At 28.3% G+C, this 22,525-nt stretch carries 25 protein-coding genes, 1 tRNA gene, 2 pseudogenes and 1 riboswitch; of the genes and pseudogenes, 26 read left to right on the top strand and 2 right to left on the bottom strand.

Going from position 1 to position 22,525, the window contains the following annotated elements:
- Positions 1 to 107: 107 nt before the first annotated feature.
- Positions 108 to 184: transfer RNA gene (locus tag NSA23_RS11420), tRNA-Pro, on the bottom strand.
- 206 nt (positions 185 to 390) lie between these two features.
- On the opposite strand from NSA23_RS11420, the gene NSA23_RS11425 reads away from it, so the two are divergent.
- From NSA23_RS11425 to NSA23_RS11535, 23 genes are all read left to right on the top strand, one after another.
- Positions 391 to 864: a COG2426 family protein gene (locus NSA23_RS11425; protein ID WP_042678727.1), complete on the top strand. Its 474-nt coding sequence runs from the start codon at positions 391 to 393 to the stop codon at positions 862 to 864.
- Between the two features lie 59 nt (positions 865 to 923).
- Positions 924 to 1,038, top strand: a riboswitch (SAM riboswitch).
- Positions 1,039 to 1,127: 89 nt separating this feature from the next.
- Positions 1,128 to 2,315 carry a methionine adenosyltransferase gene (gene metK, locus NSA23_RS11430; RefSeq protein WP_042678726.1) on the top strand — a complete coding sequence of 396 codons (1,188 nt, stop codon included), beginning with the start codon at positions 1,128 to 1,130 and terminating at the stop codon, positions 2,313 to 2,315.
- 193 nt (positions 2,316 to 2,508) lie between these two features.
- On the top strand, positions 2,509 to 3,072 hold the full coding sequence (locus tag NSA23_RS11435) for a sigma-70 family RNA polymerase sigma factor (protein WP_042678725.1): 564 nt from the start codon (positions 2,509 to 2,511) through the stop codon (positions 3,070 to 3,072).
- A gap of 54 nt (positions 3,073 to 3,126) precedes the next feature.
- Positions 3,127 to 3,348 (top strand): DUF1659 domain-containing protein, encoded by a 222-nt coding sequence (locus NSA23_RS11440; protein ID WP_042678724.1) that lies wholly within the window; start codon positions 3,127 to 3,129, stop codon positions 3,346 to 3,348.
- A gap of 31 nt (positions 3,349 to 3,379) precedes the next feature.
- The gene (locus NSA23_RS11445; protein ID WP_042678723.1) at positions 3,380 to 3,598 is read left to right on the top strand and encodes a DUF2922 domain-containing protein; all 219 of its coding nucleotides are present in this window, start codon (positions 3,380 to 3,382) and stop codon (positions 3,596 to 3,598) included.
- Between the two features lie 60 nt (positions 3,599 to 3,658).
- Positions 3,659 to 3,802 (top strand): YvrJ family protein, encoded by a 144-nt coding sequence (locus tag NSA23_RS11450; protein ID WP_075052094.1) that lies wholly within the window; start codon positions 3,659 to 3,661, stop codon positions 3,800 to 3,802.
- 59 nt (positions 3,803 to 3,861) lie between these two features.
- A complete protein-coding gene (locus NSA23_RS11455) occupies positions 3,862 to 4,440 on the top strand; it encodes a hypothetical protein (protein WP_042678722.1) in 579 nt (192 codons plus the stop codon).
- A gap of 810 nt (positions 4,441 to 5,250) precedes the next feature.
- The gene (gene recD2, locus NSA23_RS11460) at positions 5,251 to 7,464 is read left to right on the top strand and encodes an SF1B family DNA helicase RecD2 (protein WP_042678721.1); all 2,214 of its coding nucleotides are present in this window, start codon (positions 5,251 to 5,253) and stop codon (positions 7,462 to 7,464) included.
- Between the two features lie 9 nt (positions 7,465 to 7,473).
- Positions 7,474 to 8,136 (top strand): ComF family protein, encoded by a 663-nt coding sequence (locus tag NSA23_RS11465; RefSeq protein WP_257490558.1) that lies wholly within the window; start codon positions 7,474 to 7,476, stop codon positions 8,134 to 8,136.
- A gap of 12 nt (positions 8,137 to 8,148) precedes the next feature.
- Positions 8,149 to 8,571, top strand: coding sequence for a TIGR03826 family flagellar region protein (locus NSA23_RS11470; RefSeq protein ID WP_257490559.1), 423 nt, complete (start codon positions 8,149 to 8,151; stop codon positions 8,569 to 8,571).
- 67 nt (positions 8,572 to 8,638) lie between these two features.
- Positions 8,639 to 8,920, top strand: a complete 282-nt coding sequence (flgM, locus tag NSA23_RS11475) for a flagellar biosynthesis anti-sigma factor FlgM (protein ID WP_042678786.1) — start codon at positions 8,639 to 8,641, stop codon at positions 8,918 to 8,920.
- Positions 8,921 to 8,934: 14 nt separating this feature from the next.
- Complete coding sequence (locus NSA23_RS11480) at positions 8,935 to 9,408, top strand: flagellar protein FlgN (protein ID WP_257490560.1); 474 nt, start codon at positions 8,935 to 8,937, stop codon at positions 9,406 to 9,408.
- A 2-nt stretch (positions 9,409 to 9,410) separates the two neighbouring features.
- On the top strand, positions 9,411 to 10,829 hold the full coding sequence (gene flgK, locus NSA23_RS11485; protein ID WP_257490561.1) for a flagellar hook-associated protein FlgK: 1,419 nt from the start codon (positions 9,411 to 9,413) through the stop codon (positions 10,827 to 10,829).
- Positions 10,830 to 10,875: 46 nt separating this feature from the next.
- Positions 10,876 to 12,300, top strand: coding sequence for a flagellar hook-associated protein FlgK (flgK, locus tag NSA23_RS11490; protein ID WP_257490562.1), 1,425 nt, complete (start codon positions 10,876 to 10,878; stop codon positions 12,298 to 12,300).
- 27 nt (positions 12,301 to 12,327) lie between these two features.
- The gene (flgL, locus tag NSA23_RS11495) at positions 12,328 to 13,308 is read left to right on the top strand and encodes a flagellar hook-associated protein FlgL (RefSeq protein ID WP_257490563.1); all 981 of its coding nucleotides are present in this window, start codon (positions 12,328 to 12,330) and stop codon (positions 13,306 to 13,308) included.
- 18 nt (positions 13,309 to 13,326) lie between these two features.
- A complete protein-coding gene (locus NSA23_RS11500; RefSeq protein WP_050069680.1) occupies positions 13,327 to 13,767 on the top strand; it encodes a DUF6470 family protein in 441 nt (146 codons plus the stop codon).
- 79 nt (positions 13,768 to 13,846) lie between these two features.
- The gene (gene fliW / locus NSA23_RS11505; protein ID WP_042678714.1) at positions 13,847 to 14,299 is read left to right on the top strand and encodes a flagellar assembly protein FliW; all 453 of its coding nucleotides are present in this window, start codon (positions 13,847 to 13,849) and stop codon (positions 14,297 to 14,299) included.
- 1 nt (position 14,300) lies between these two features.
- On the top strand, positions 14,301 to 14,537 hold the full coding sequence (gene csrA / locus NSA23_RS11510) for a carbon storage regulator CsrA (RefSeq protein WP_042678713.1): 237 nt from the start codon (positions 14,301 to 14,303) through the stop codon (positions 14,535 to 14,537).
- Positions 14,538 to 14,874: 337 nt separating this feature from the next.
- Complete coding sequence (locus NSA23_RS11515) at positions 14,875 to 15,210, top strand: hypothetical protein (RefSeq protein ID WP_042678712.1); 336 nt, start codon at positions 14,875 to 14,877, stop codon at positions 15,208 to 15,210.
- A gap of 23 nt (positions 15,211 to 15,233) precedes the next feature.
- On the top strand, positions 15,234 to 15,503 hold the full coding sequence (locus NSA23_RS11520) for an acylphosphatase (protein ID WP_042678711.1): 270 nt from the start codon (positions 15,234 to 15,236) through the stop codon (positions 15,501 to 15,503).
- 109 nt (positions 15,504 to 15,612) lie between these two features.
- Entirely contained in the window at positions 15,613 to 15,924 is a 312-nt protein-coding gene (locus NSA23_RS11525; RefSeq protein WP_042678710.1) for a PTS sugar transporter subunit IIB, read from the top strand.
- A 61-nt stretch (positions 15,925 to 15,985) separates the two neighbouring features.
- On the top strand, positions 15,986 to 17,260 hold the full coding sequence (locus NSA23_RS11530; protein ID WP_042678709.1) for a PTS sugar transporter subunit IIC: 1,275 nt from the start codon (positions 15,986 to 15,988) through the stop codon (positions 17,258 to 17,260).
- 45 nt (positions 17,261 to 17,305) lie between these two features.
- Positions 17,306 to 18,463 carry an exo-beta-N-acetylmuramidase NamZ family protein gene (locus NSA23_RS11535; RefSeq protein ID WP_042678708.1) on the top strand — a complete coding sequence of 386 codons (1,158 nt, stop codon included), beginning with the start codon at positions 17,306 to 17,308 and terminating at the stop codon, positions 18,461 to 18,463.
- Between the two features lie 432 nt (positions 18,464 to 18,895).
- Here the strand turns inward: NSA23_RS11535 and prxU are convergent.
- Positions 18,896 to 19,612 (bottom strand): annotated as a pseudogene (gene prxU, locus NSA23_RS11540) (thioredoxin-dependent peroxiredoxin).
- 247 nt (positions 19,613 to 19,859) lie between these two features.
- On the opposite strand from prxU, the pseudogene NSA23_RS11545 reads away from it, so the two are divergent.
- From NSA23_RS11545 to NSA23_RS11555, 3 genes and pseudogenes are all read left to right on the top strand, one after another.
- Positions 19,860 to 20,573 (top strand): annotated as a pseudogene (locus NSA23_RS11545) (ABC transporter transmembrane domain-containing protein).
- The gene (locus tag NSA23_RS11550; protein WP_042678704.1) at positions 20,573 to 21,076 is read left to right on the top strand and encodes a GNAT family N-acetyltransferase; all 504 of its coding nucleotides are present in this window, start codon (positions 20,573 to 20,575) and stop codon (positions 21,074 to 21,076) included. The pseudogene NSA23_RS11545 and the gene NSA23_RS11550 overlap by 1 nt, the downstream one beginning before the upstream one ends.
- Before the next feature lie 65 nt (positions 21,077 to 21,141).
- Complete coding sequence (locus tag NSA23_RS11555; protein WP_257490564.1) at positions 21,142 to 22,461, top strand: circularly permuted type 2 ATP-grasp protein; 1,320 nt, start codon at positions 21,142 to 21,144, stop codon at positions 22,459 to 22,461.
- Positions 22,462 to 22,525: the final 64 nt, after the last annotated feature.

The following is a 22,525-nucleotide window of genomic DNA, read 5'->3' on the forward strand; positions in this document are numbered from 1 at the left end:
AAATAAATTGAACCGGTTATTGATAATATATAAAATAGTATATAATAAAAAATAAAATAGGGTATAAAAAAAGAAGGATTGAATTTTCAATCCTTCTTTTTTACAAATGGTCGGGGTGGAGGGATTCGAACCCCCGGCCCCATGGTCCCAAACCACGTGCGCTACCAAACTGCGCCACACCCCGTAATTCCGACGACTATTTTATTATAGGAGATTTTAGATTATAATGCAATGCATAAAAAACAGCTAAAAGTTAAAATATAGCTATATATCTATTGATATCTCGTCAAATTTAATTATATCTAACTATTTCAAACTATTTTGTTTTTTGTAAAGGAATTTATTATAATGGGTAGAATATATTAAACTAGTAGTAGTGAGGGGGATTATATGTTGGATATATTAGAAACGATAAAGGATGAAATAACTGTAATATTAGTTGCTGCCATGCCTCTTGTAGAACTTAGGGGGGCTATTCCATTAGGTATCTCCTTGGGTTTTACACCATTAGAAAGTTTTATTTTAAGTATTATAGGTAATATAATTCCTATACCTTTCCTATTGAAACTTTTAGGACCAATAATGAATTATTTAGAAAAAACTGCTCTTTTTTCTGAATTAATAAAATGGGTTAAGAAAAGAACTCTTAAAAGAAGTAGAGAAAAAATACAGAAATATAGTTTATTAGGACTTTTTATATTAGTTGCTATACCAATTCCAACTACAGGAGCTTGGACTGGATGTATAGCTGCAACATTACTTAAAATAGATTTTAATAAAGCTTTAGCTGCTATTATAGGAGGAGTAATTACTTCAGGAATTATAGTATTTAGTCTAAGTTATAAGGTTATATCAGTTTTTTAGTCAATTGACTAAAAATTTTTAGTGTGATACAATTAAATAAATGAATACAAAATCTTGATACCTTATCAAGAGTGGTGGAGGGAATGGGCCCTATGAAACCCGGCAACCTGTAACTAAGTATAAAAGCTTACGACGGTGCTAAATCCCACAGAATTAAATTCTGAAAGATGAGGTGACAGTTTGTCTGCCTTTTCCTTTGGGAAGGGCTTATTTATTTTTTAGAATAAATTAAGCTATTATGCTAAATTTAAGGAGGTACTCTTATGAAAAAGTGGTTATTTACATCAGAGTCAGTAACAGAAGGTCATCCAGATAAAGTTTGTGATCAAATTTCTGATGCCATATTAGATGCTATTTTGGCAGAAGATCCTAATGCTAGAGTAGCCTGTGAAACTTCTGTTACTACTGGACTAGTATTAGTTTCAGGGGAAATTACTACAAATTGTTATGTGGATATACCTAAAGTTGTTAGGAAAACTATAAAAGAAATAGGATATACAAGAGCAAAATTTGGTTTTGATGCTGATACTTGTGCGGTACTAACATCTATAAATGAACAATCATCGGATATAGCAATGGGAGTGGATAAAGCATTAGAACATAAGGAAAATGGCGAAGACAAATATGATGAAATAGGTGCTGGAGATCAAGGCATGATGTTTGGTTTTGCTTGTAATGAAACAGAAGAACTTATGCCTATGCCTATAGCCTTAGCTCATAAACTATCTATAAGACTTTCGAAAGTTAGAAAAGATGGTATACTTCCCTATCTAAGACCAGATGGGAAAACTCAGGTAACCATTGAATATGAAGACAATAAGCCTGTAAGGATTGAAAATATAGTTGTTTCTACTCAACATAGTAGTGATGTAGATTTAGATACTATAAGAAAAGATATTATTGAAGAGGTAATAAAGAAAATAGTTCCAAAAGATATGATAGATGATAATACTAAATACTACGTAAATCCGACTGGAAGATTTGTAATAGGTGGACCAATGGGGGATGCTGGACTTACTGGTAGAAAAATAATTGTAGATACTTATGGTGGATATGGAAGACATGGTGGAGGAGCTTTTTCAGGAAAAGATTCAACAAAAGTAGATAGATCTGCAGCTTATGCAGCTAGATATGTAGCAAAGAATATAGTAGCAGCCGGACTTGCTGACAAATGTGAAGTAGGACTTGCTTATGCTATAGGAGTAGCTAGACCATTATCTATATATGTTGAAACTTTTGGAACTGGGAAAATTAAAGATGAAAAGATTGAAGAATTAGTAAGAAAGCATTTTGATTTAAGACCTGCAGCTATTATTGATAAATTAGATTTAAGAAAGCCTATATATAAACAATTAGCAAGCTATGGTCATTTTGGAAGATGTGACCTAGACTTAACGTGGGAAAAAACTGATAAGGCAGAAGTACTTAGAAAAGAAGGTCTTGAAGTATAAGGAGTTTTTTAAAGTCTATAAGTTTTTGTAAAAGACTTATTTAAAGTACGGTATTTATATATAAAGTAATATAAAAATTGTAAAAGTAGAGTAAGTAGAATGGCTTACTCTACTTTTTTTTATTTCCTTTTTTAAGAGTAATATAGAGTTGCTAGCAATATTAGAAGGCCGGTCTTCCACTAGGAGGATATGTTTGTATAGAGAAATAGAAAGTCTTGTAACTCTAGGTAAGAAGGGAGATAGAAGTTCTAAAGAAAAATTATTATTTAAATTGAAACCTTTAATCTTAAGCTCTATAAAAAGGTATTACAATGACTACTCTCAATATGATGATTTTATACAAGAAGGGTATGAAATAATACTCAGTTGTATTAAAAATTATGATAATTCAAAGGAAACAAAGTTTTTAGGATATGTGAAATTACAACTCAAATATCATTATTTAGATAAGCATAAAGAGAAAAGTCTTTTATCTTTAAATGAAACAATAGATGATGGTGAAGAATTTATAGACTATATAAAAGACGATGGATTCGGACCTTTAGAAATTGCTATAAATAATCAGGAACGAGAAAGTTTATATAGAGGTTTATCAAGTCTTAGTAAGAGACAAAGGGAGATTTTTATAAATTACTATATTAAAGGAATGAATATGGTAGACATTAGTAAAGAATTAGATATATCTTATAGGACAGTAGTAAATACAAAAACAAAAGCAGTAGAAAAAATGAAAAAAATAATAAATAAAAATATTTAATAATAGTAAGATTGTCACCTTATTTCTATATAAGAAGTAGAAGGAGGTGATAATATGGCAGTTACAGAACTAAAGGAATCTTCCAAATTAAAATTGGAACTAGATGGAGGAATGGATGGAGATAAACCTATAGTTAAATCTAAAACTTATTCTAGGATTAAAGTAGATGCAGCTAATGAAAATGTTTATGAGGTAGGAAAATCTCTATCAGCTCTTCAATCTATGCCTTTACTAAAGGTAAAGAAGGTAGAAGAGGTAGAACTACTAGAAGAGTAATCAAAAGAAAATAATATAAGGAGGTGATTTAATGGAGAATGCTAAATTGCAAATGATATTTAAAAATGAAGAAGATAGAAGGGTAACTTTTTCAGTAGATGATCCAAAGGATGATTTAACTGGAGAGGAAGTAAGAAATACTATGGACACTATTGTAGATACAAATGTATTCTTCTCTGCAGGAGGGAATATTATATTGCCAACAGGAGCCAGAATTATTAGAACTACTATTGAAGAAATGGAAATATAATTTGTAAGTGGTGGAGATATCTCCACCACTGTTTACTTAAATTAAGGAAAGGAGGTTATCATGGAGGAAATTTATACTCAGATAGCTAATTTAGGTTTTCCAATAGTTATATCTATTTATCTTTTGGTTAGAATAGAAGGTAAATTAGACGATTTAACAGAAAGCATAAACGAGCTATCTAAAGTTATAACTAGTATAAAATAAAAAATCCTCTCTTGACTTAGAACTAGTGTTCTATTATAATAGTCGAGGGAGGGATTTTTATGAATATAGGGAAATATGTAGAAGAAGAATTGATGGCTTTCATTCCCGTATATTTAAATATGAAAGGGAATTGTACAGCTATATATACTTATAAAAGTGGAGAGATTTATATAGATAAGAGCTTGAGGAGTTTTTTAAATTGCCTAGGTAAATATTTTTTAATAGATTTAAAGGAATCAAGAAAACATTATGGCAATTTATTAAATGTAAATAATTTAGTTCCTATTCCCTTCAATAGAGAAAATATATTTATACCAATTAAAACGAGAAAACCTATATCTAGAAATGATGGAGCTTTAGGCTATATAAATATAAATTATATAGATAAAATTGAAGAAGGACTAAATGGTGTAAATATTTTTTTAAAACCTAATTATAAAATCAAAAGTCTGAATACTTTGAAAACTGTCGAAAAACATATTAATAATGGAGAAATAGTAAGAAAGTTTTATGATGAAAGAGAAAAGGGAATATATGAGACTATAGCTTTTTATGATGAATACAATAAACCTGCAACTAAAGGAGATATAGCTATTTTGCGGGAGGAATTGCTTAAGATTAAAGAAACTTTAGAATAAGACAGGTTTATATATTAATAAATTTAGTATTATTATTAAGATGCTGTTTTAGTAGACCTTCTTTTCATATAGTGCTAGTTCACGGATTTTAAGTTATTAGACTTTTCTTCCGAGAAAGCTTTGGAGAAAATAGGATTTAAATTTTACAAAACCCTACTGTAAATTATGGTTATTTCCTAAGTTGATTAAAAATTAATTTCACGGGTTTTGCGAAAAACTTTGTCTCTATTTTCTACCCAAAGGCTTTTTAAGTCAGCAGACCTAATACCTTAAAATCCTAGGGATATTTCTTTATTTCTAACTATATTTATTCTAATAGTACAATATTAAAGCAAATAGAGATAAAAGGTGAGTGACTTAAAAAAGTTTTGCTATGAAATAATCTGAATAAAATAGAAAATGCGTTAAGAATTTTTCACTGTTTGAGCGAAGCGAGTTTGAAAATATTTAGCGTTTTCTATTTTATGAAGATACTATTTTATCAAAACTTTTTTTGGAGCGAATTTTTATCTCTATTTGCGGAAATTGACATTATGTGAAAAGAAAGTGTACATTCTAATATCTTAAAATCCGTAGATTGGCACTATTATAAAAGAATTATATTAAGATAATAGGACTGACTTAAAAAGTTTTGATTAGAAACTTTTTGGCAAGAAAGCTTATTATCTTAAAACCTGCAAATTTGCACTATATGAAAAGAAGATCTATGAATTAGTACAAATTAAAAAGAATATAAGCTATATTTAAGTAACGGCAATATTTTATGATATAATATTATTTAATATATGATGATAATTGGAGGAAAGTGGCTTGGTTACTGTAGAGGGAATTGTAGAGGAGATAATATTTAAAAATGAATCTAATGGTTTTATTGTTGCTATATTAGAAGCAGAAGGAGATTCAATAACAATTGTAGGATATGATCCATTTCTAAAAACAGGTCAATCAGTAAGGGTAGTTGGAGATATGGTATATCATCCAAATTATGGAGAACAAATAGAAATAGAAAGCATATCTACAATAACTCCAGATACATTAGATGGAATAGAAAAATATCTCTCATCAGGCCTTATTCCTTATGTAGGCAAAAAAACAGCTAAAAAAATAGTAGAGAAATTCGGCAAAGATTCTTTAGAAATAATAGAATACCATCCAGAACGGCTTAAAGAAATAGAGGGAATAGGGAAAAAGAAAGTAAAAAAAATCTCTGAAGCCTTTGAAGACCAAAGAGAATTAAGAGATGTGATGGTATTTTTGCAACAATATAATATAACTCCTGCTTATGGTATTAGAATATATAAAAAATATGGAAAAGACACTATAAATATAATCACTGAAAATCCTTATAGATTATCAGAAGATGTGTTTGGAATAGGCTTCAAAAAAGCCGATGAAATAGCTAGAAATATGGGAATAGCAATTAACTCACCCTATAGAATTGAAGCAGGAATAAAATTTAAACTTATGAAATGGTCAGGTAATGGACATACTTATGTTCCTCAAAATATACTCATAGAAGATACTAAAAAAATGCTTAGAATAGAAGAAGAGATAGTGGAAGAATCTATAAGAGATTTAGCTATAAGGAAAGAAATTCAATTAGAAAATATTGATGGAGAAATACTCATATATTATATGCCTTTTTATATGGCAGAGGCCAATGTAAGTAGGAAAATAGTAGAGATTTCAAGAGTAGAATTAGAAGAATTAGATATAGATGTAGAAAAAGAAATTGAAAAAATAGAAGATAGTGAGGGAATAGTATTTGCTAAAAAGCAAAAAGAAGCTATAAAAGAATCTGTAGAAAATGGAATGCTTATTATTACTGGAGGACCTGGAACAGGGAAAACCACTACTATAAATGCAATTATAAAACTTTTTGAAGAAAAGAAGCTCAAAATAGCTCTAGCTGCTCCTACAGGAAGGGCAGCTAAAAGAATGAGTCAAGCTACAGATAGAGAAGCAAAGACTATTCATAGGTTATTAGAATATTCTTTTATGGAAGAAGAAATGGGTTTTGAAAGAGATGAGGGCAATCCATTAGATGTAGATGTAGTTATAATAGATGAAGCTTCTATGGTAGATATAATTCTTATGAACAATCTACTTAAAGCTATAATGCCAGGAACCAGAGTTATATTTATAGGTGATATAGATCAGCTTCCTTCAGTAGGTCCAGGAAATGTATTAAAGGATATTATAAAAAGTGGAGTAGTTAAGGTAGTAAAATTAGATGAGATATTTAGACAAGCAGAAGAAAGTATGATAGTAGTCAATGCCCATAAAATAAATAAAGGAGAGTTTCCTTCTTTAAATGTAAAGGGAAAAGATTTTTATTTCATACCTAAATACAATCCAAAAGAAGTAGTTGAAACTATATTAGGACTTTGTAATAGAAGGCTTCCAAATTTTAATGGCTATGATTCTCTAAAAGACATTCAAGTATTAACTCCCATGAAAAAAGGAGATATAGGTACAAATTCATTAAATAAACATCTTCAAGAAATACTAAATCCTAAAGGATATGGGAAAAGTGAAAAGAAAATAGGAGATGAAATATTTAGAGTAGGAGATAAAATAATGCAAATAAAAAATAATTATACTACTGAATGGGAGATTATAGAAAATGGAGTAGTTAAGGAAAAAGGTGAAGGAGTGTATAATGGGGATTTTGGATTTATAGTAGACATAGATAATGATGCTGAAATACTTAAAGTACTTTTTGATGATGAAAAGGAAGTAGAATATGATTTTGGTCAATTAGATGAATTAAAGCTAGCTTATGCAACAACAGTCCACAAAAGTCAAGGGAGCGAATTTCCAGTAGTTATTATACCTATATCTAGTGGGCCTCCTATGCTTCTTACTAGGAATCTCTTATATACAGCAATTACTAGGGCAAAAGAATTAGTAGTACTTGTAGGTGAGGAAAGGTATCTTTCTATTATGATTCAAAACAATAGGATTACAAAGAGATATTCTGGATTAGATTTTAGAATGAAAAGAATATTGACCTATTTTTAGGAGGTTTTTATGAACTTTTTTAAAGGTATAAATGAGTTATTGTTTCCTGAAGGGGGAGTTTGTTTACTTTGTAATGTTGAAACAGATGATGTAGATAGATATATTTGTTCCTATTGTAGAAATAATATTGAATATTTAAATAGGGAAATCGATCTGTCATATTTAGAAAAAACAATTTATTCACTTTTTTATAATGAATTTATAAAAGAAAAAATATATCTATATAAATATGAGAACTATGGATATTTATATAAACCTTTAGGAGAGATACTACTTCAAACTATATATGAAAAAAATATTATGAAAGATATAGATATAATAACCTATGTACCTATACATAGAAGAAGGAAGGCTATTAGAGGATATAATCAATCAGAGCTAATAGCAGGGTATTTATCAAAGAAACTAGATATACCAATATCTAAAAATAATTTAATAAGAATTAAGTGGACAAAACCTCAGAACAAATTAAACAGACATGATAGAATTAGAAATATAGAAGGAGTATTTAAAATTAAAGATAGTATTGAATTTATGGATAAAGAAATACTTATTATAGACGATATTATTACTACAGGCTCAACTGTAAGTGAATGTGCTAAGGTTCTTTTACAAGAAGGAAAGGGGAGAAAAGTATACGCCTTATCTATAACATCTGGAATGAAATTATAGGAGGGATTTTTTATGGATGTAAGAAATTGTAGACGTTGTGGCAATATTTATATATATGATAATTTTAATATATGTCCTAGATGTAGAAAAAAGGAAGAGGAAGATTTTCAAAAGGTAAAAAAATATATAGAAGAAAATCCTTCTGCAAATATATCTGAAGTATCTGAAGAAACAGAAGTGTCAGCAAGAAAGATAATAGACTTTTTGAAAGAAGGAAGACTAGAAATAAAAAATGAACATAATTCAATACTTTTTTGTGAAAGATGTGGAAAATCTATAAAAACAGGTAGATTTTGTAATAAATGTATTGGACAAATGGACAGAGAATTTAAACAAGCTATAGGCCAAAGGAAAGATCCATCTGAATTAGGAAGTGGGGATATGAAAGAAAGGATGAGAATAAAAGAAAGGTATAAAAATGGTAAAATTGAATAAAGGTCTAAAGAAACACCTTGTTATTTCCGATAATATAATTGAGATGGGAAAGAAATGGGGTGTTTTTATGAATGTAAATAGGGTAGATAAAGTATTTCAAATATATAAAAATAATAGTGCTAGGAAAGTAAAACTAAATGGAAACAAATGTAGAAAAGATGAACTAGATTTATCATCTAAGGCAGTAGAATATCAATCAGCATTTATTAAAATTAAAGAACTGCCAGAAATTAGAGAGAATAAAGTAAAAAAAATAGGAAATGAAATTAAAACTGGAAACTATAAAATAGATGGAGAAAATATTGTAGATAGAATAATTGAAAGAATAAATTTTGACAAAAGAATATAAAATGGGGTGATTGGGTGGTCACTTTTAAAGAAGAACTTATGAGGATATTAGAAAAACAATTAGATCTTCTTATAAACTTAGATAGAGTTGTAGTTGAAAAGACAGAGCTAATTATAGATAATGATGTAGATAGATTAAATGAAATGATAACTAAGGAAGAGAGATTGATAGATAAAATAGCTTCCTTAGAATTGGAAAGAGAACATCTTTTAGATAGTTGGGGTATTACAAAAGAAATGCCTCTTTCTACTATAATATCTGAGATGCCAGGAGAAAAAAAAGATATAGAAATATTGAGAGAGAAACTTTGTAATATATTAATATCTATAGATGAAAAAAACAAGACAAACAATTTTCTTATTAAAGATTCATTAGAGTGGATAGAGTTCAATTTGAATTTAATGACCAATGCTACAACCCCTTATATTTATGGAAATGAAAATAAGAAAACAAGTTCTAAAAATAATTTTTTTGATAGGCAGGTGTAAAAATGTCTTTTGGAGGATTATATATATCTATATCAGGAATTGATGCAAATAAAAAATCATTAGACACAGTATCTCACAATATATCTAATGTGAACAGCCCTCACTACACAAGACAAAATACTATTCATGCTACAAATAGTTATACTAGTATAGGGTATGGTCTTGAAAAAGGTACGGGAGTTCATGTAGAAGAAATAAGACAGATTAGAAATGAATTTTTAGACTTTAGCTATAGATATGAATTAGAAAAGTATGGTTATTGGGATGCTACTAGCAGTATCTTAAATGAAGTAGAAATAATATTTAATGAAGTGCCTAATAGTGGACTTCAAAAGGTCATGAATGATTTTTGGGATGGATGGAATGAAGTATCTAAAAAATCAGGTAGTCTTACAATGAGAGGGCTACTGCATGAAAGTGGAGTAGCTTTTACTGAAACGGTAAATCATATAGATACTCAATTAGATAATCTTCAGTCTAGTTTAAATGAGGAAATAACGAAGGAAGTGAATGAAATAAACAAATCCCTTACGAAAATAGCAGATTTAAATAGTAAGATAAGATTTGCTGAAGGTGGAAATTCAAATATTAAGGCAAATGATTATAGAGACATGAGGAATCAATTATTAGATGAGCTATCAAATATTATACCTATAAATAGTTATGAAAAAAATACAGGTGAATTAGTAGTTTCGCTTGAAGGTAGGGATTTGGTTAATGGAGAATATGTAAATTATATAGATACTACAACAGTTAGGCCAAATAACAAAGAAGGAGAGAACAAACCTAATAAAGGTTATATATATATTTGTTGGTCAGATACAGGTGAATATATAGAACTAGATGAAAAAGGTAGCTTATCTGGATGTATAAATGCTAGGGATAATTTAGTAGAAGATTATAGGAGTGATTTAGATAAATTAGTAAAAACTATGGCTAATGAAATTAATAAATTGCATAGGAAAGGCTATAATCTTGATGGTGAAAATATGGAAATAGATTTTTTTATTAGTGATGATGGTGATGAAATTAATTCTTCAAATATAAGAATAAATCCAAAACTTTCAAATTTCAACGAAATAGCGGTTTCTAAATCTGGAATTTCAGAAGATGGTGAAATAGCTGAAGAAATATTAAATTTAAGAGATAAAAAGATTTTAAATAATATGACTTTTGAAGAATATTATAGAAGCTTAATCTCTGATATTGCTATAAAAGGAGAGTCAGCTAATAATTCCTTAGATATTCAAGGAAAATTATTAAAAGAAATAGATGAAAGACGACAAGCTGTTTCAGGAGTATCCCTTGATGAAGAAATGGCAGATATGCTTAGATATCAACATTCATATATAGCTAATTCAAGAGTAATAAATGCTATTGATGAAATGATAGATAATATTATAAATAGAATGGGAAGATAAAGGTTTATGCTAATTATAAATTTTTTATGAAGGGACTGAGCAAAATATGTATGGTTTTAATTCAGCAGTTAAAGGCCTTATTGCTAGTCAAAGAGGCTTATATGTAACAAATCATAATTTAAATAATATAAATACAGAAGGATATTCAAGACAAATTGTTAAACAAAGAGCTACTGATCCTTTCAATATTTCAGGAGTAGGTTTTCTAGGAACAGGTACAGAAATTTATGATATAGAACGGGTAAGAAATTCTTATATAAATCTTAAATACTGGAATGAATCTGCCCCAATGGGAGAATGGGGAATTAAAAAGGATACATTAATGGAAATAGAAAAGCTCTTTAGCGAACCTTCAGATAGTGGTTTTGGAAAGTATATAGATGATTTTTTTGAATCGTTAGATAATCTTTCTAATAATCCATCAGAGGATTCTTATAGACAACCTGTAAAGGAAAGTGGTATAGCCCTTACTAAGCATATTAATGAAACAGCAAAAAGACTTAGTAATTTAAAAAAAGAAACTGAATTTATAATAGAAACAAAGATAAAACAAGTAAATGATATAGGAGAGCAATTAGTTTCATTAAATAAACAAATACATTCTTTGGAAATTCATGGAAGGGCTGCTAATGATTTAAGAGATGAAAGAGAATTATTAATAGATGAATTATCAAAAATTGTAAATGTAAAGGTAAATGAATCTGACAGTGGAAAATATAAAGTAACTATAAATGGTATAACTTTTGTAGATCATGATTATATGACTACTATGAAATATGTACCTGAAGATGAAAATAATATTAATAGCCCTAAGGTATTAAAATGGGCTAATGGTAATAAAGTGAATTTAAAATCAGGTGAATTAAAGGGCCTTATAGATTTAGTTGATGGTGATGGAGAAAATGGAAGCTATAGAGGAATTCCTTATTATCAAAAGAAACTAGATGAGTTTGCTAAGGGATTTGCGGAAAAAATAAATGAGCAACATAGACTTGGCTATGGGCTAGATGGGAGTACTAATATTAATTTTTTCGACTATGATGAAAAAAATCCAGCCTCAACTATTAATATACATAAGGATATTATTGAAGATGTAAGGAAAATAGCTGCTGCAGGAGAAGATGGTGGAGTAGAAGACAATAAAAATCTACATAAGATAATAGATTTAAGGGAAGATAAAGATTTTTTCCCAGAAGGCATGTCTAAAGGTACTCCAGATGACTTTGTTAGCTCTATTTTATCTAGCATGGCGGTAGATAGCATGCAAGCGAATAGGATGGAAGGTACTCAGACAATAGTTATGAAAAATATAGTTAGAAGAAGGCAATCAGAATCAGGAGTATCTATAGATGAAGAAATAAGTAATTTAGTTAAATTCCAACATGCATATGTATCAGCAGCTAAAATGATAACTACTTTTGATACAATACTTGATGTAACTATAAATAGGTTAGGGCTAGTAGGAAGATAAAATTTTTTAATTGAAAGGGGAAAATCTATGCGTGTTACTAATAATATGATAGTTGGCAATTTATTATATAATTTGAATCAAAATTTAGGAAGAATGGATAAGATAAATCAACAAATAGCTAGTAAAAGAAAATTTTTAGTTCCTTCAGATGACCCAATAGGAGCAAGTAAGAGTCTTAAATTAAATACTGATCTCTCTAAAATAAATCAATATAAAAGAAATGTAGAAGATGCAGAAGCTTGGCTAAATGAAACAGAATCGGCACTTGTGGGAATAGGAAGTGTACTAGATAGAGCAAATGACTTAGCAGTACAAATGTCTAATGAAACCTATTCAAAAGAAGATTTAGATAAGACAAGGGAAGAAGTAAGACAGCTTAAAAAACATTTAATAGAAATTGGGAATAGTACCTATGCAGGTAGACATATATTTACTGGGTATAAAACAGATAAAAAATTATTTGATGAAGATGGAAACTATATTGTAGATTTAAGAATGAATGATTTAAGTGAAGATAGTAAAAAAGAAATATTTGAATATAATATAGGAGTTTCTGAAAGAGTACAGGTAAATACATTAGGTGGTAAAGTTTTTGGTATAGGTAAATATGATAATGATGGAAATTTAATAGATCCAGATTATGAAAGTGATGTATCTATTTCAGATAAAAGTTATCTCATAGCTGTTTTTGATCAGTTTGAAGCAGCATTAGAAGATCCAGAAAATAATAAAGGCGAAATAGATAAAACAATAGGAAGAATTAAACAATCTATGGATCAAACTTTATCTGTAAGAGCTGAAATAGGTGCTAAGATGAAAAGACTAGAACTTACTAAAGATAAATTAGACTCTCAAGTTTTAAATACTAAAGAACTTTTATCTAATAATGAAGACATAGATATGGCAGAAGCTTCTATAAGACTTAAATCTGAAGAGAATGTTTATAGAGCAAGTTTAGCAGTAGGAATGAATATTATTCAACCTAGTCTGGTAGACTTTTTAAGATAAAAGTGAGGTGATTTTACATTGAATGGAATCACACCTTTAAATATGCAAACTACTTATCCAAAAGTTTATATAGATAGGGAACTTCCAAAAGTGATAGTAGATCAATATGAATGTTTTGCTGAGGCTGGGCTTAAAAATAATACTGATTTATCTAGGGAGTTTGTTGAATATGCTAGATCTCAATTTTTAGCAGGAGTAGATAAAATAGTATCTGAAGGCAATAGAATGGCAAGAATAGAAAATAGGATGCCAGATGCCATACCAGAAATTGCTTTTGACAATGCTATGGAAAATAAAGATTGGAATATAGATATAATTCCAAAGAGTAGACCAAAGATAGATGTAAAAGGACATTTAAATTTGGAATGGGAAATGGGAAAATTAAATTTTTATAAAGAGTCGGTATTGAATTATAAAAAGGGAAATGAACTTGGTAGTTATATAAATATGGGACTTTAATTGACAGGGGACATGGGGATGTCCCTTGTTAAGTTTTGATAACTTAAAATAAAATTAAAATTATCTTTAAGGAGGGAAAATGGTGAAGTTAAACACTAGGAACTTTGGAAAAATTGAAATAGATGAGGAAAGTATTATTGAATTTCCTAATGGTATTCCAGGCTTTGAAGATGGAAAAAAATATGTACTTATAAACAATCCGGATGAAGAAAATCCTTTCCAATGGCTTCAATCAGTGGATAATTCAGATTTAGCCTTTGTAGTTATAAATCCTTTTTTAGTGAAATTTGATTATGATATAGTATTACCAGAATCAGCCATAGAAATACTTAAGATAGAAGATGAAAAAGACATAGCCCTATATACTATAGTAGTAGTGCCAGAAAATATAGAAGAAATGACTACAAATCTTTCAGGGCCTATAGTTATAAATGTAAAAGAAAGATTAGGAAAGCAAATAGCATTGGATGACAGTAGATACTCTACGAAACATTATATATTTAAAAAAGAATTAAATAGTCAGGGGGCTTAATATGCTAATCCTTACTAGAAAAAAAGATGAAAGTATTATTATAGGGGACAATGTAGAAATAAAAGTATTAGAAATAAGTGATGGGAAAGTAAAACTAGGAATAGAAGCTCCTAAAAATATAGATATTATAAGAAAGGAATTATATGAAAATATAGAGAAAGAAAATAAAAAAGCATCAGAGATACATATAAGTTTAGATGAATTAAAAGAAATAATGAGTAAAGGTAAAAAAGATTAAAAGCTATAAGGTTTATGCATTAGGCTCTACTTTTAAGTAGAGCTTTTTATATGCCACTGAGATTTTGAATTTTCTATATTTAGAATACAAAAAGTCCCAGTGGTATTTTTGTTATGAATATTTTTTTCATAAATCATATAAAAATTTGAAAAAATGTTACATATATATTATAATTATGATAATGAAACTATAATTAATGTAGTGAAATAGTTACAATTAAAAAATGTATTATGAATTTAAATCTTGAATTTAAAGTAAAGAATATAAAATAATTGGTACACAAAAATATTTTATATGTTTTTAGTATTAGATTATATTAAAAATAAGGAGGAGTACAATGCCACTAAATATATTATTATGGTTCTTTTATATAATTATAGCTAGCTTAGTTATACTAATACCAGTAAAATTAGCAAATTATTTGTATCATGATAAGAAAATAAAGCTCAATAGATGGATTTTAGCCTTTGCCTCTCCTTTTATAATCATTATTCCGAAATTAATTTTTTCAAATATGCCAAAAATAGTCTTTATTATTTTAATTTTATTATTTATTTTTTGTACTGTTTTATTTTTTGAAACTACGAGGCTGTTTGTAGAGAAGAAAGAGATTAAAGGGGTAATAAATTATTCTACATATATTGAAAATCATAGTGAAATTAAAAGGAAATAAAGATTGAATAGGAGGTTTTGAATATGATAAGGAAAATATTAACTATTAATGGAGAAGTGTCTGAAGGAGGAATACGATATCATGCACAGATGCAATCTTCTTTATTTAATTTAACAGGCTTTGCAAAGAAAGGGAGTGACAATACTGTCATAATAGAGGTTCAAGGAGAAGAAGAGAGTATTAATAAATTTATTAAGAATATAAGGAAAGGTAATGGATTTTATAAAGTATCTTCAATTGAAGAAGAAAATACTCAAGTAGTTGAAGGTGAAAAAATTTTTGCAATTAAATAGGTAAGATAATAATTAAAACTAAGATTTTGTATTAATGTGCTCAATATAGTTATGAAGGAGGAAAGTTTAGTAGGTTATATTATAAAAAATAAAAAAGGAAGGTGTTAATATGAAGGTATTAATGGTTTGTTCTGGAGGAATGTCTTCAACTATAGTAGTTAAGGCGATATCAGAAGAGGCAAAAAAGCAAGATTTCCCTTTAGAAATAGAAGCAATAGGGACAACTCAGATTATGGAGGAAATGGAAAATGTAAATTATGATTTATTAATAGTAGCACCACAGGTTAAACACAGATTAGATTATTTTAAAGAAGTTGCTGCAAAACATGATGTACCAGTAGAATTGATTCCACCAATGGGATATACACCAATTGGTGCTCCAAAGGTGTTAAATGAATTAATTAAAAAACACGAAAAGTAGTTTTAAAAATATAGATGGATGATAGTTTATATATTTAATTGAGTAAAAAGGAGATGAAAATATGGAAAAGTTTATGAAGTGGATAGAAGAAAAGTTAATGCCACCAATGGCAACACTTGCTGAACAAAGACATTTAAGAGCTATTAGAGATGGTATTATTTCAACACTTTCCTTAATTATTGTAGGCTCTTTTTTCTTAGTAATTGTAAATCTTCCAATTAAGAGTTGGGAAGCATTTATTGAGCCACGTTTAGGAGATATAGTTTTGCCTTTTAGAATTACTGTTGGATTAATGGCTCTCTATGCATCCTATGGTATGGGATATAGCTTGGCTAAATCTTATGATTTAGATGGTATAAGTGGAGGAGTTCTTTCAATGGCTGCCTTCTTAATGACAAATATCCCATTAAACGTAGTTGATAAAGCCACAAATACTGAGTTAGGTTGGATAATTCCTATGGAGTATCTTGGTGGTGCAGGAATGTTTACAGCTATATTAACAATGATATTAGCAGTAGAAATTCTAAGATTTTGTAAAACTAAGAATATAACAATAAGGATGCCTGAGCAGGTACCGGCTTCTGTTGCAAGATCTTTTGAAGCTTTAATACCTGCTAGTGTTATTATTATAATAATTTGGGCAATCAGAGTTATGTTAGGTTTTGATATTAATAATGCACTTATGAAATTATTTAGTCCATTAGTAAAAATTGCAGGAAATACTTACATTGGTATTCTCATACCAACTTTATTAATTACTTTGCTTTGGGCAGCAGGGGTACACGGAGTTTCTGTTATTGGTTCTTTATTAAGACCGATTTGGCTAGTACTTTTAGAAGAAAATATGCAAATTGTTGCTAATGGTGGAGTTGCACCAAATATTGGTACTGAAGGTTTCTATGATTTATTTATGTGGATAGGTGGTTCTGGTGGTACTTTAGCACTTTGTGTACTATTTTTATTGTCAAAGTCAGCATACTTAAAACAAGTTGGAAAGTTTTCACTTGTTCCAGGACTATTTAATATTAATGAGCCAATAATATTTGGTGCTCCAATAATTCTTAATCCTATACTAGCCATACCATTTATTGTAGGACCTGCAATTACTGCTACTACAACATATATTGCTATGAAATTAAATTTAGTAAGTAAAGTTTCGGTTATGGCGCCATGGACACTTCCTTCTCCAATTAAAGCAGTAATTGCTACCAATGATTGGCGAGCTGCTGTATTGGCTATATTAAATTTTTTAATACTATTGGCTGTATATTATCCATTCTTTAAAGCTTATGAAAAGAAATTATTGGAAGAAGAACAGCAAAAAGAAGTGGCATAATATAATGTTTTATTAAAGAGTTTTAAGCTAAATTAGGAGGGAATAATGTCTATAGTTATAAGAAATGGTATAGATAGGGTAGACAATATAAAAAAGGTTGTAAAAGGAAGAAGAGTTGGGCTTGTAACTAATCAAAGTGGTATAGATAAGAATTTCAACTATACAATTGATATATTCAATCAAAACTTTGATTTAAAAGTATTGTACTCCCCAGAACATGGAATAAGAGGTAATTTACAAGCAGGCGAAAAACTTGACCATTATAGAGATGAAAAAACCAATATAATGGTATATAGTTTATACGGAAAATATAGAAAACCCTCAAGTGAAATGCTTAATGAGATAGATGTATTAGTATTTGATGTAGGGGATGTTGGTTCAAGATATTATACTTATTTATATACAATGGCATACTGTATGGAAGCATGTAAAGAAAACAATAAAGATTTTATAGTTCTTGATAGAGTTAACATACTAGGTGGAGAAAATGTAGAAGGTAATATACTAGATACTAAATATAAATCTTTTGTAGGTCTATATCCTATACCTATAAGATATGGATTAACTATTGGTGAATTAGCATGTCTTATTAATGAGGAGTTTGAAATAGGATGCAATCTAGAAGTAATAAAAATCACTGGTTGGAAAAGGGATATGTATCATGATGATACTGATTTATATTGGTTTAACCCTTCACCTAATATCCCAAGCTTAGAAAATGCTTTATTATATACTGGTACTTGTTTGTTTGAAGGGACTAATATTTCAGAAGGAAGGGGAACTACTAATCCCTTTGAAATAGTTGGTGCACCTTGGATAAATGGTTATGAATTGGCAAATAGATTAGAAGAAAAAGATATACCTGGTGTTAAATTTAGGCCAATATATTTTACACCAACTTTTTCAAAATATAAAGATGAAGTATGTGAGGGAGTTCAGATTCATATTTTAGATAAAACAAAAGTAAAAAGTGTAGAAATTAGTTTATACTTGCTTAATGAAATAAAAAAGATGGATAAAGGAAATTTTGAATATATAAAACCATTTAAAAGAGATATGCATTATTTTATTGATTATTTATCTGGATCCAATGATATAAGAAAAAGTTTAGGTAAAGATGATCTAGTAGACGAATTAATAAAAAAGTGGAAAGAGGAGTCTTTACAATTTAAAAAAACAAAAGAAAAATACCATATTTACTAGTATAATCCTTAGTTCCTCATTTGCAAAAAAAAGTTAGTTAAATGATAATTAAAAAATAATGTGCCATTGGGAGGTTTTGTTTGGCACATTATTTTTTTATAATATTTTATTTTAGTAATTTAATAATATATCATTGAATTTTTAAGATATTTAATATAAGATGCATGTTAACATATATTGCTATGAAATTAGATTTAGTTATGAAATTAGATTTAGTAAAGAGGTTTCAGTTACCCACTATAGATACTTAATTTTTCAATTAAAGCAGTAATTGCTATTAATGATTGGAGAGCTGCTGTATTAACTATATTAAATTTTTTAACCCTATTGGCTGTATAATATCTATTTTTTAAAGGTGATAAGAAAAAATAGTATAATTAAAGCAGCCTCAGTCAATATTTTATGGCTAAGGCTGCTTGGTAATACTTTCTATTATTTATCTACTTCATCTACAGTCCATTCTTTCCATACATTACCTACTAATTCTGGATTAGGTTTCAATGTTGTTTTGCCTGGCTTCCAACCAGCTGGAGTAACTTCACTGCCCTTAGATTCTCTTACTAATTGAAAAGCTTTGATTTGTCTTATTGTTTCATTTATATTTCTACCAACTGGGGGAGTAAGTACTTCAAATCCTTGAACTATTCCATCAGGATCTATTATAAACCTACCTCTTGTTTCCACTCCACTATCTTCATCATAAATTCCATATTTCTTTCCTACTGTTCCATCTTGGTCAGAACCCATAGGGAATGGAATATTTCCATTTACTATCTTAGATAATTCATGTTCATTCCACATTTTGTGAACAAATACACTATCTACACTAATAGATATAACTTCTATTCCTAATTTTTGCAATTCTTCATATTTGTCAGCAACTGCTTAAACTTCAGTAGCTCAGACAAAAGTGAAATCCCCTGGATAGAAACATAATAAAACCCATTTCCCTTTAAATTCTGAAAGACTTAAGTCAACAAATTTTCCTTGATGAAAGGCTGGTATAGTAAAATCTGGTGCAGGTTTTCCTACTTTAATCATATTAAAATTATCCTCCTTTATAATTTGATTTTCTTCTACCTTACTTTCTTTTACTTCTTCTTTTTCAATTTTTGGTCTCTGACATCCTGCTTTAAATTCCTCTGGCATAAAAACACCTCCTGTATAGATAAAACCTATAATGGTTATCAATTGTATAGAAAATATCTATACAATACTTATATATCCTTTGATAATAATATAAACTATAATTAAGGGAAACTTTCTTATGTAGTGGTACATAAAAATATTAATGAATTTATTACAATTATTAATAAGTTAATTGATTATTTTAATATATTATGATATTTTTTATTTAAAGAATTAAATATAAAATTAATTTTATAGGGGGATGAGAATGAAAAAATATCTTTTTAGATTAAAGGGGCTTTTATTTCTTAATTTGTTATTTGCAATACTTTTTTCTATTATACAAATATTTTTTGCCTTTATTCTTGGAAAAATTGTAGATGTTAGCGTTAGTGGAAATGGATTTGGATTTAAAAGAATTATATATATTGGGATAGGGGTCATGACAGCTGAAGCTATATTGTCATATTTAGTTAGGATTTTTAGAGGTATATTTATAAAAGAATCTATGTATTGTTTAAAGGGAGATATATTTGATAATATTATGTCTAAAGATATGGCTTCTTTTAATGCTCAAAATAGTGCTGATTATATTTCAACTATAAATAATGATACAAATTTAATTGAGTAAGATTATTTTTTGAATATTTTAGATAGTTTTCAATATATATCATTATTTGTTTTAGGAACTTATTCAATTTTTAGACTAAATATATACATAGCTATTGCAGCATTTATAATAGGGTTTATCCCTATTTTTATTCCTATAGTATTTCAAAAAGAAATGGGAAGAAGAAAAAGAGAATACTCTAATAGTTTAAGTGCCTTTACTACAAAGATTAAGGATATATTTTCAGGATTTGAAGTGATTAAAAGTTTCAATATAGAAGATAAAATAAGGAAAGATTTTTACAACTCAAACAATGTTGTAAGCGTAAATATATTTCTATTTCTTAAAAATAGTATGGGAGGTGAGAAATAGTGATTATAGAATTGGCTAAAAAAGAAGATTATATATCTATTCATAATATTTCAAAAGAACTTAATATTGAATATGCTAAAAATAAAGAAAAGGGAGTCCTATTAAGGATTATTCCTAAAGAATTTATAAAAAATAATATTGAAAAATTTATAGTTGCTAGAATTGATAAAAATATTGTAGGTTTTTTATGGTTTAGTACTGAATATCCTAAAGACATGCTAAAGTATACTGAGTTAATAGGTAGTATTGAAAATTGCATATATTCTGAACAGATAGCTGTTAAGGAAGAATTCCAAGGACAATATATTGGAAAGGAACTTTATAAATTTCTAAAGAATAGTTATAAAGAAAAAGGTATATTAGTGTTTGTAAATACAGCTCCAGAAGAAAATAGGGCCTCCTTATCTTTTCATCTGAAATTAGGATTTAAAGTTGTTGGAGAATTTTACAGAGAAGATTTCTGTGGATTTAAAGATTACAAAGCTAATTTATTAAAATTATAAAAAATACTTTATATATATATTATTGGGTAAATATATATTAAACTATTTATTTGAGGTGAATTAATGTGGATGGACTAAGTTTAACAAGAGAATATATTGATATAATTAAAGAAAATCCTGAAAGGTATTATGAAGATTATAAGAAAAAAGTAGAAGAGGTGGCAAATTCCAATGCAAGATATAAGGGCAAACCTATCCCTTTTTTATATCAACCTATGTTTTTTACCAAGAATGATATTGAAACTTTTAGTAATATAGGAAAAACTCTAATGTCTATTACCAATAAAGTTACAGAAAAATATATAAAATCCCCTGAATATAGGAAAAAATTCAAATATCCTAAACTATTAGAAGAACTTATATTGGTAGATCCAGGATATGATGTGAATATTCCTATAGGGAGATTTGATCTTTTTTATGGTGGGGAAGATAAATTTAAATTCATAGAGGTAAATACAGATGGTACCTCAGGTATGAATGAGGACAACATATTTTCAAGAATATTATTGGAAACTGAATCTATGGACATAATGAGAAAAAGGTATAATATTTCTTATTTTGAATTGATTAATACTTGGGTAGAGGAAAGTTTAAAGACCTATAGTAGATATTATAAAAAAGTTGATAAGCCTAATATAGCTATTGTAGATTTTAAGGAAACTGGAATAACAGCTGAATTTGAAACTTTTAAAAAAGCCTATATTGAAAAGGGATATAATGCAGTGATTGTAGATCCAAGGGATTTAAGATATAAAGATGGGGAATTATATTATGAAGATATGAGAATAGATCTTATATATAGAAGGATAGTTACTGTGGAATTTATAGAAAAATCTAATGAAATACCCGATTTAATAAAGGCTTATAAAAATGGAGCTGTTTGTGTCATAGGCTCTCTTAGATCTCAAATAATGCACAATAAAATTATATTCAAAATACTCCATGATGAAGATACTTTAAAATTTCTGTCAGAAGAAGAAAGGAAGCTTATAAAGGAGCATATTCCTATTACAAAAGAATTTGGTGGAGATGAAAAGATATTTAAAGAAGTTTTAAGTAATAAAGATAAATATATAATAAAACCTATAGATTCTTTTGCATCTCAAGGAGTTAATGCAGGTAGAGATTTTTCTAAAGAGGAATGGAAGGATATATTAGTTGAGTGTTGGAATGAAAACTATTTATTTCAAGAATTCATTGACCCTTTCACCAGACCCTTTGTACAATTTGAGAATGGCGAGCTAAAAGTTCGAGATTTTAAACTCAATATAGGAGTATATATGTATAATGAAAAATTTTCAGGAGTTTACACTAGAATAAGCAGAGAGAATATAATATTTGGAAGAGAAGGATATTTTTCAATACCTAATATGCTAGTTGAATAAATAAAAGCTTATAAATTATTTAAGATATCTCTAATATTTTTATATTAACGATTAATTATATTTA

This window comes from Anaerosalibacter massiliensis (assembly GCF_024623155.1).
GTDB lineage: Bacteria > Bacillota > Clostridia > Tissierellales > Sporanaerobacteraceae > Anaerosalibacter > Anaerosalibacter massiliensis.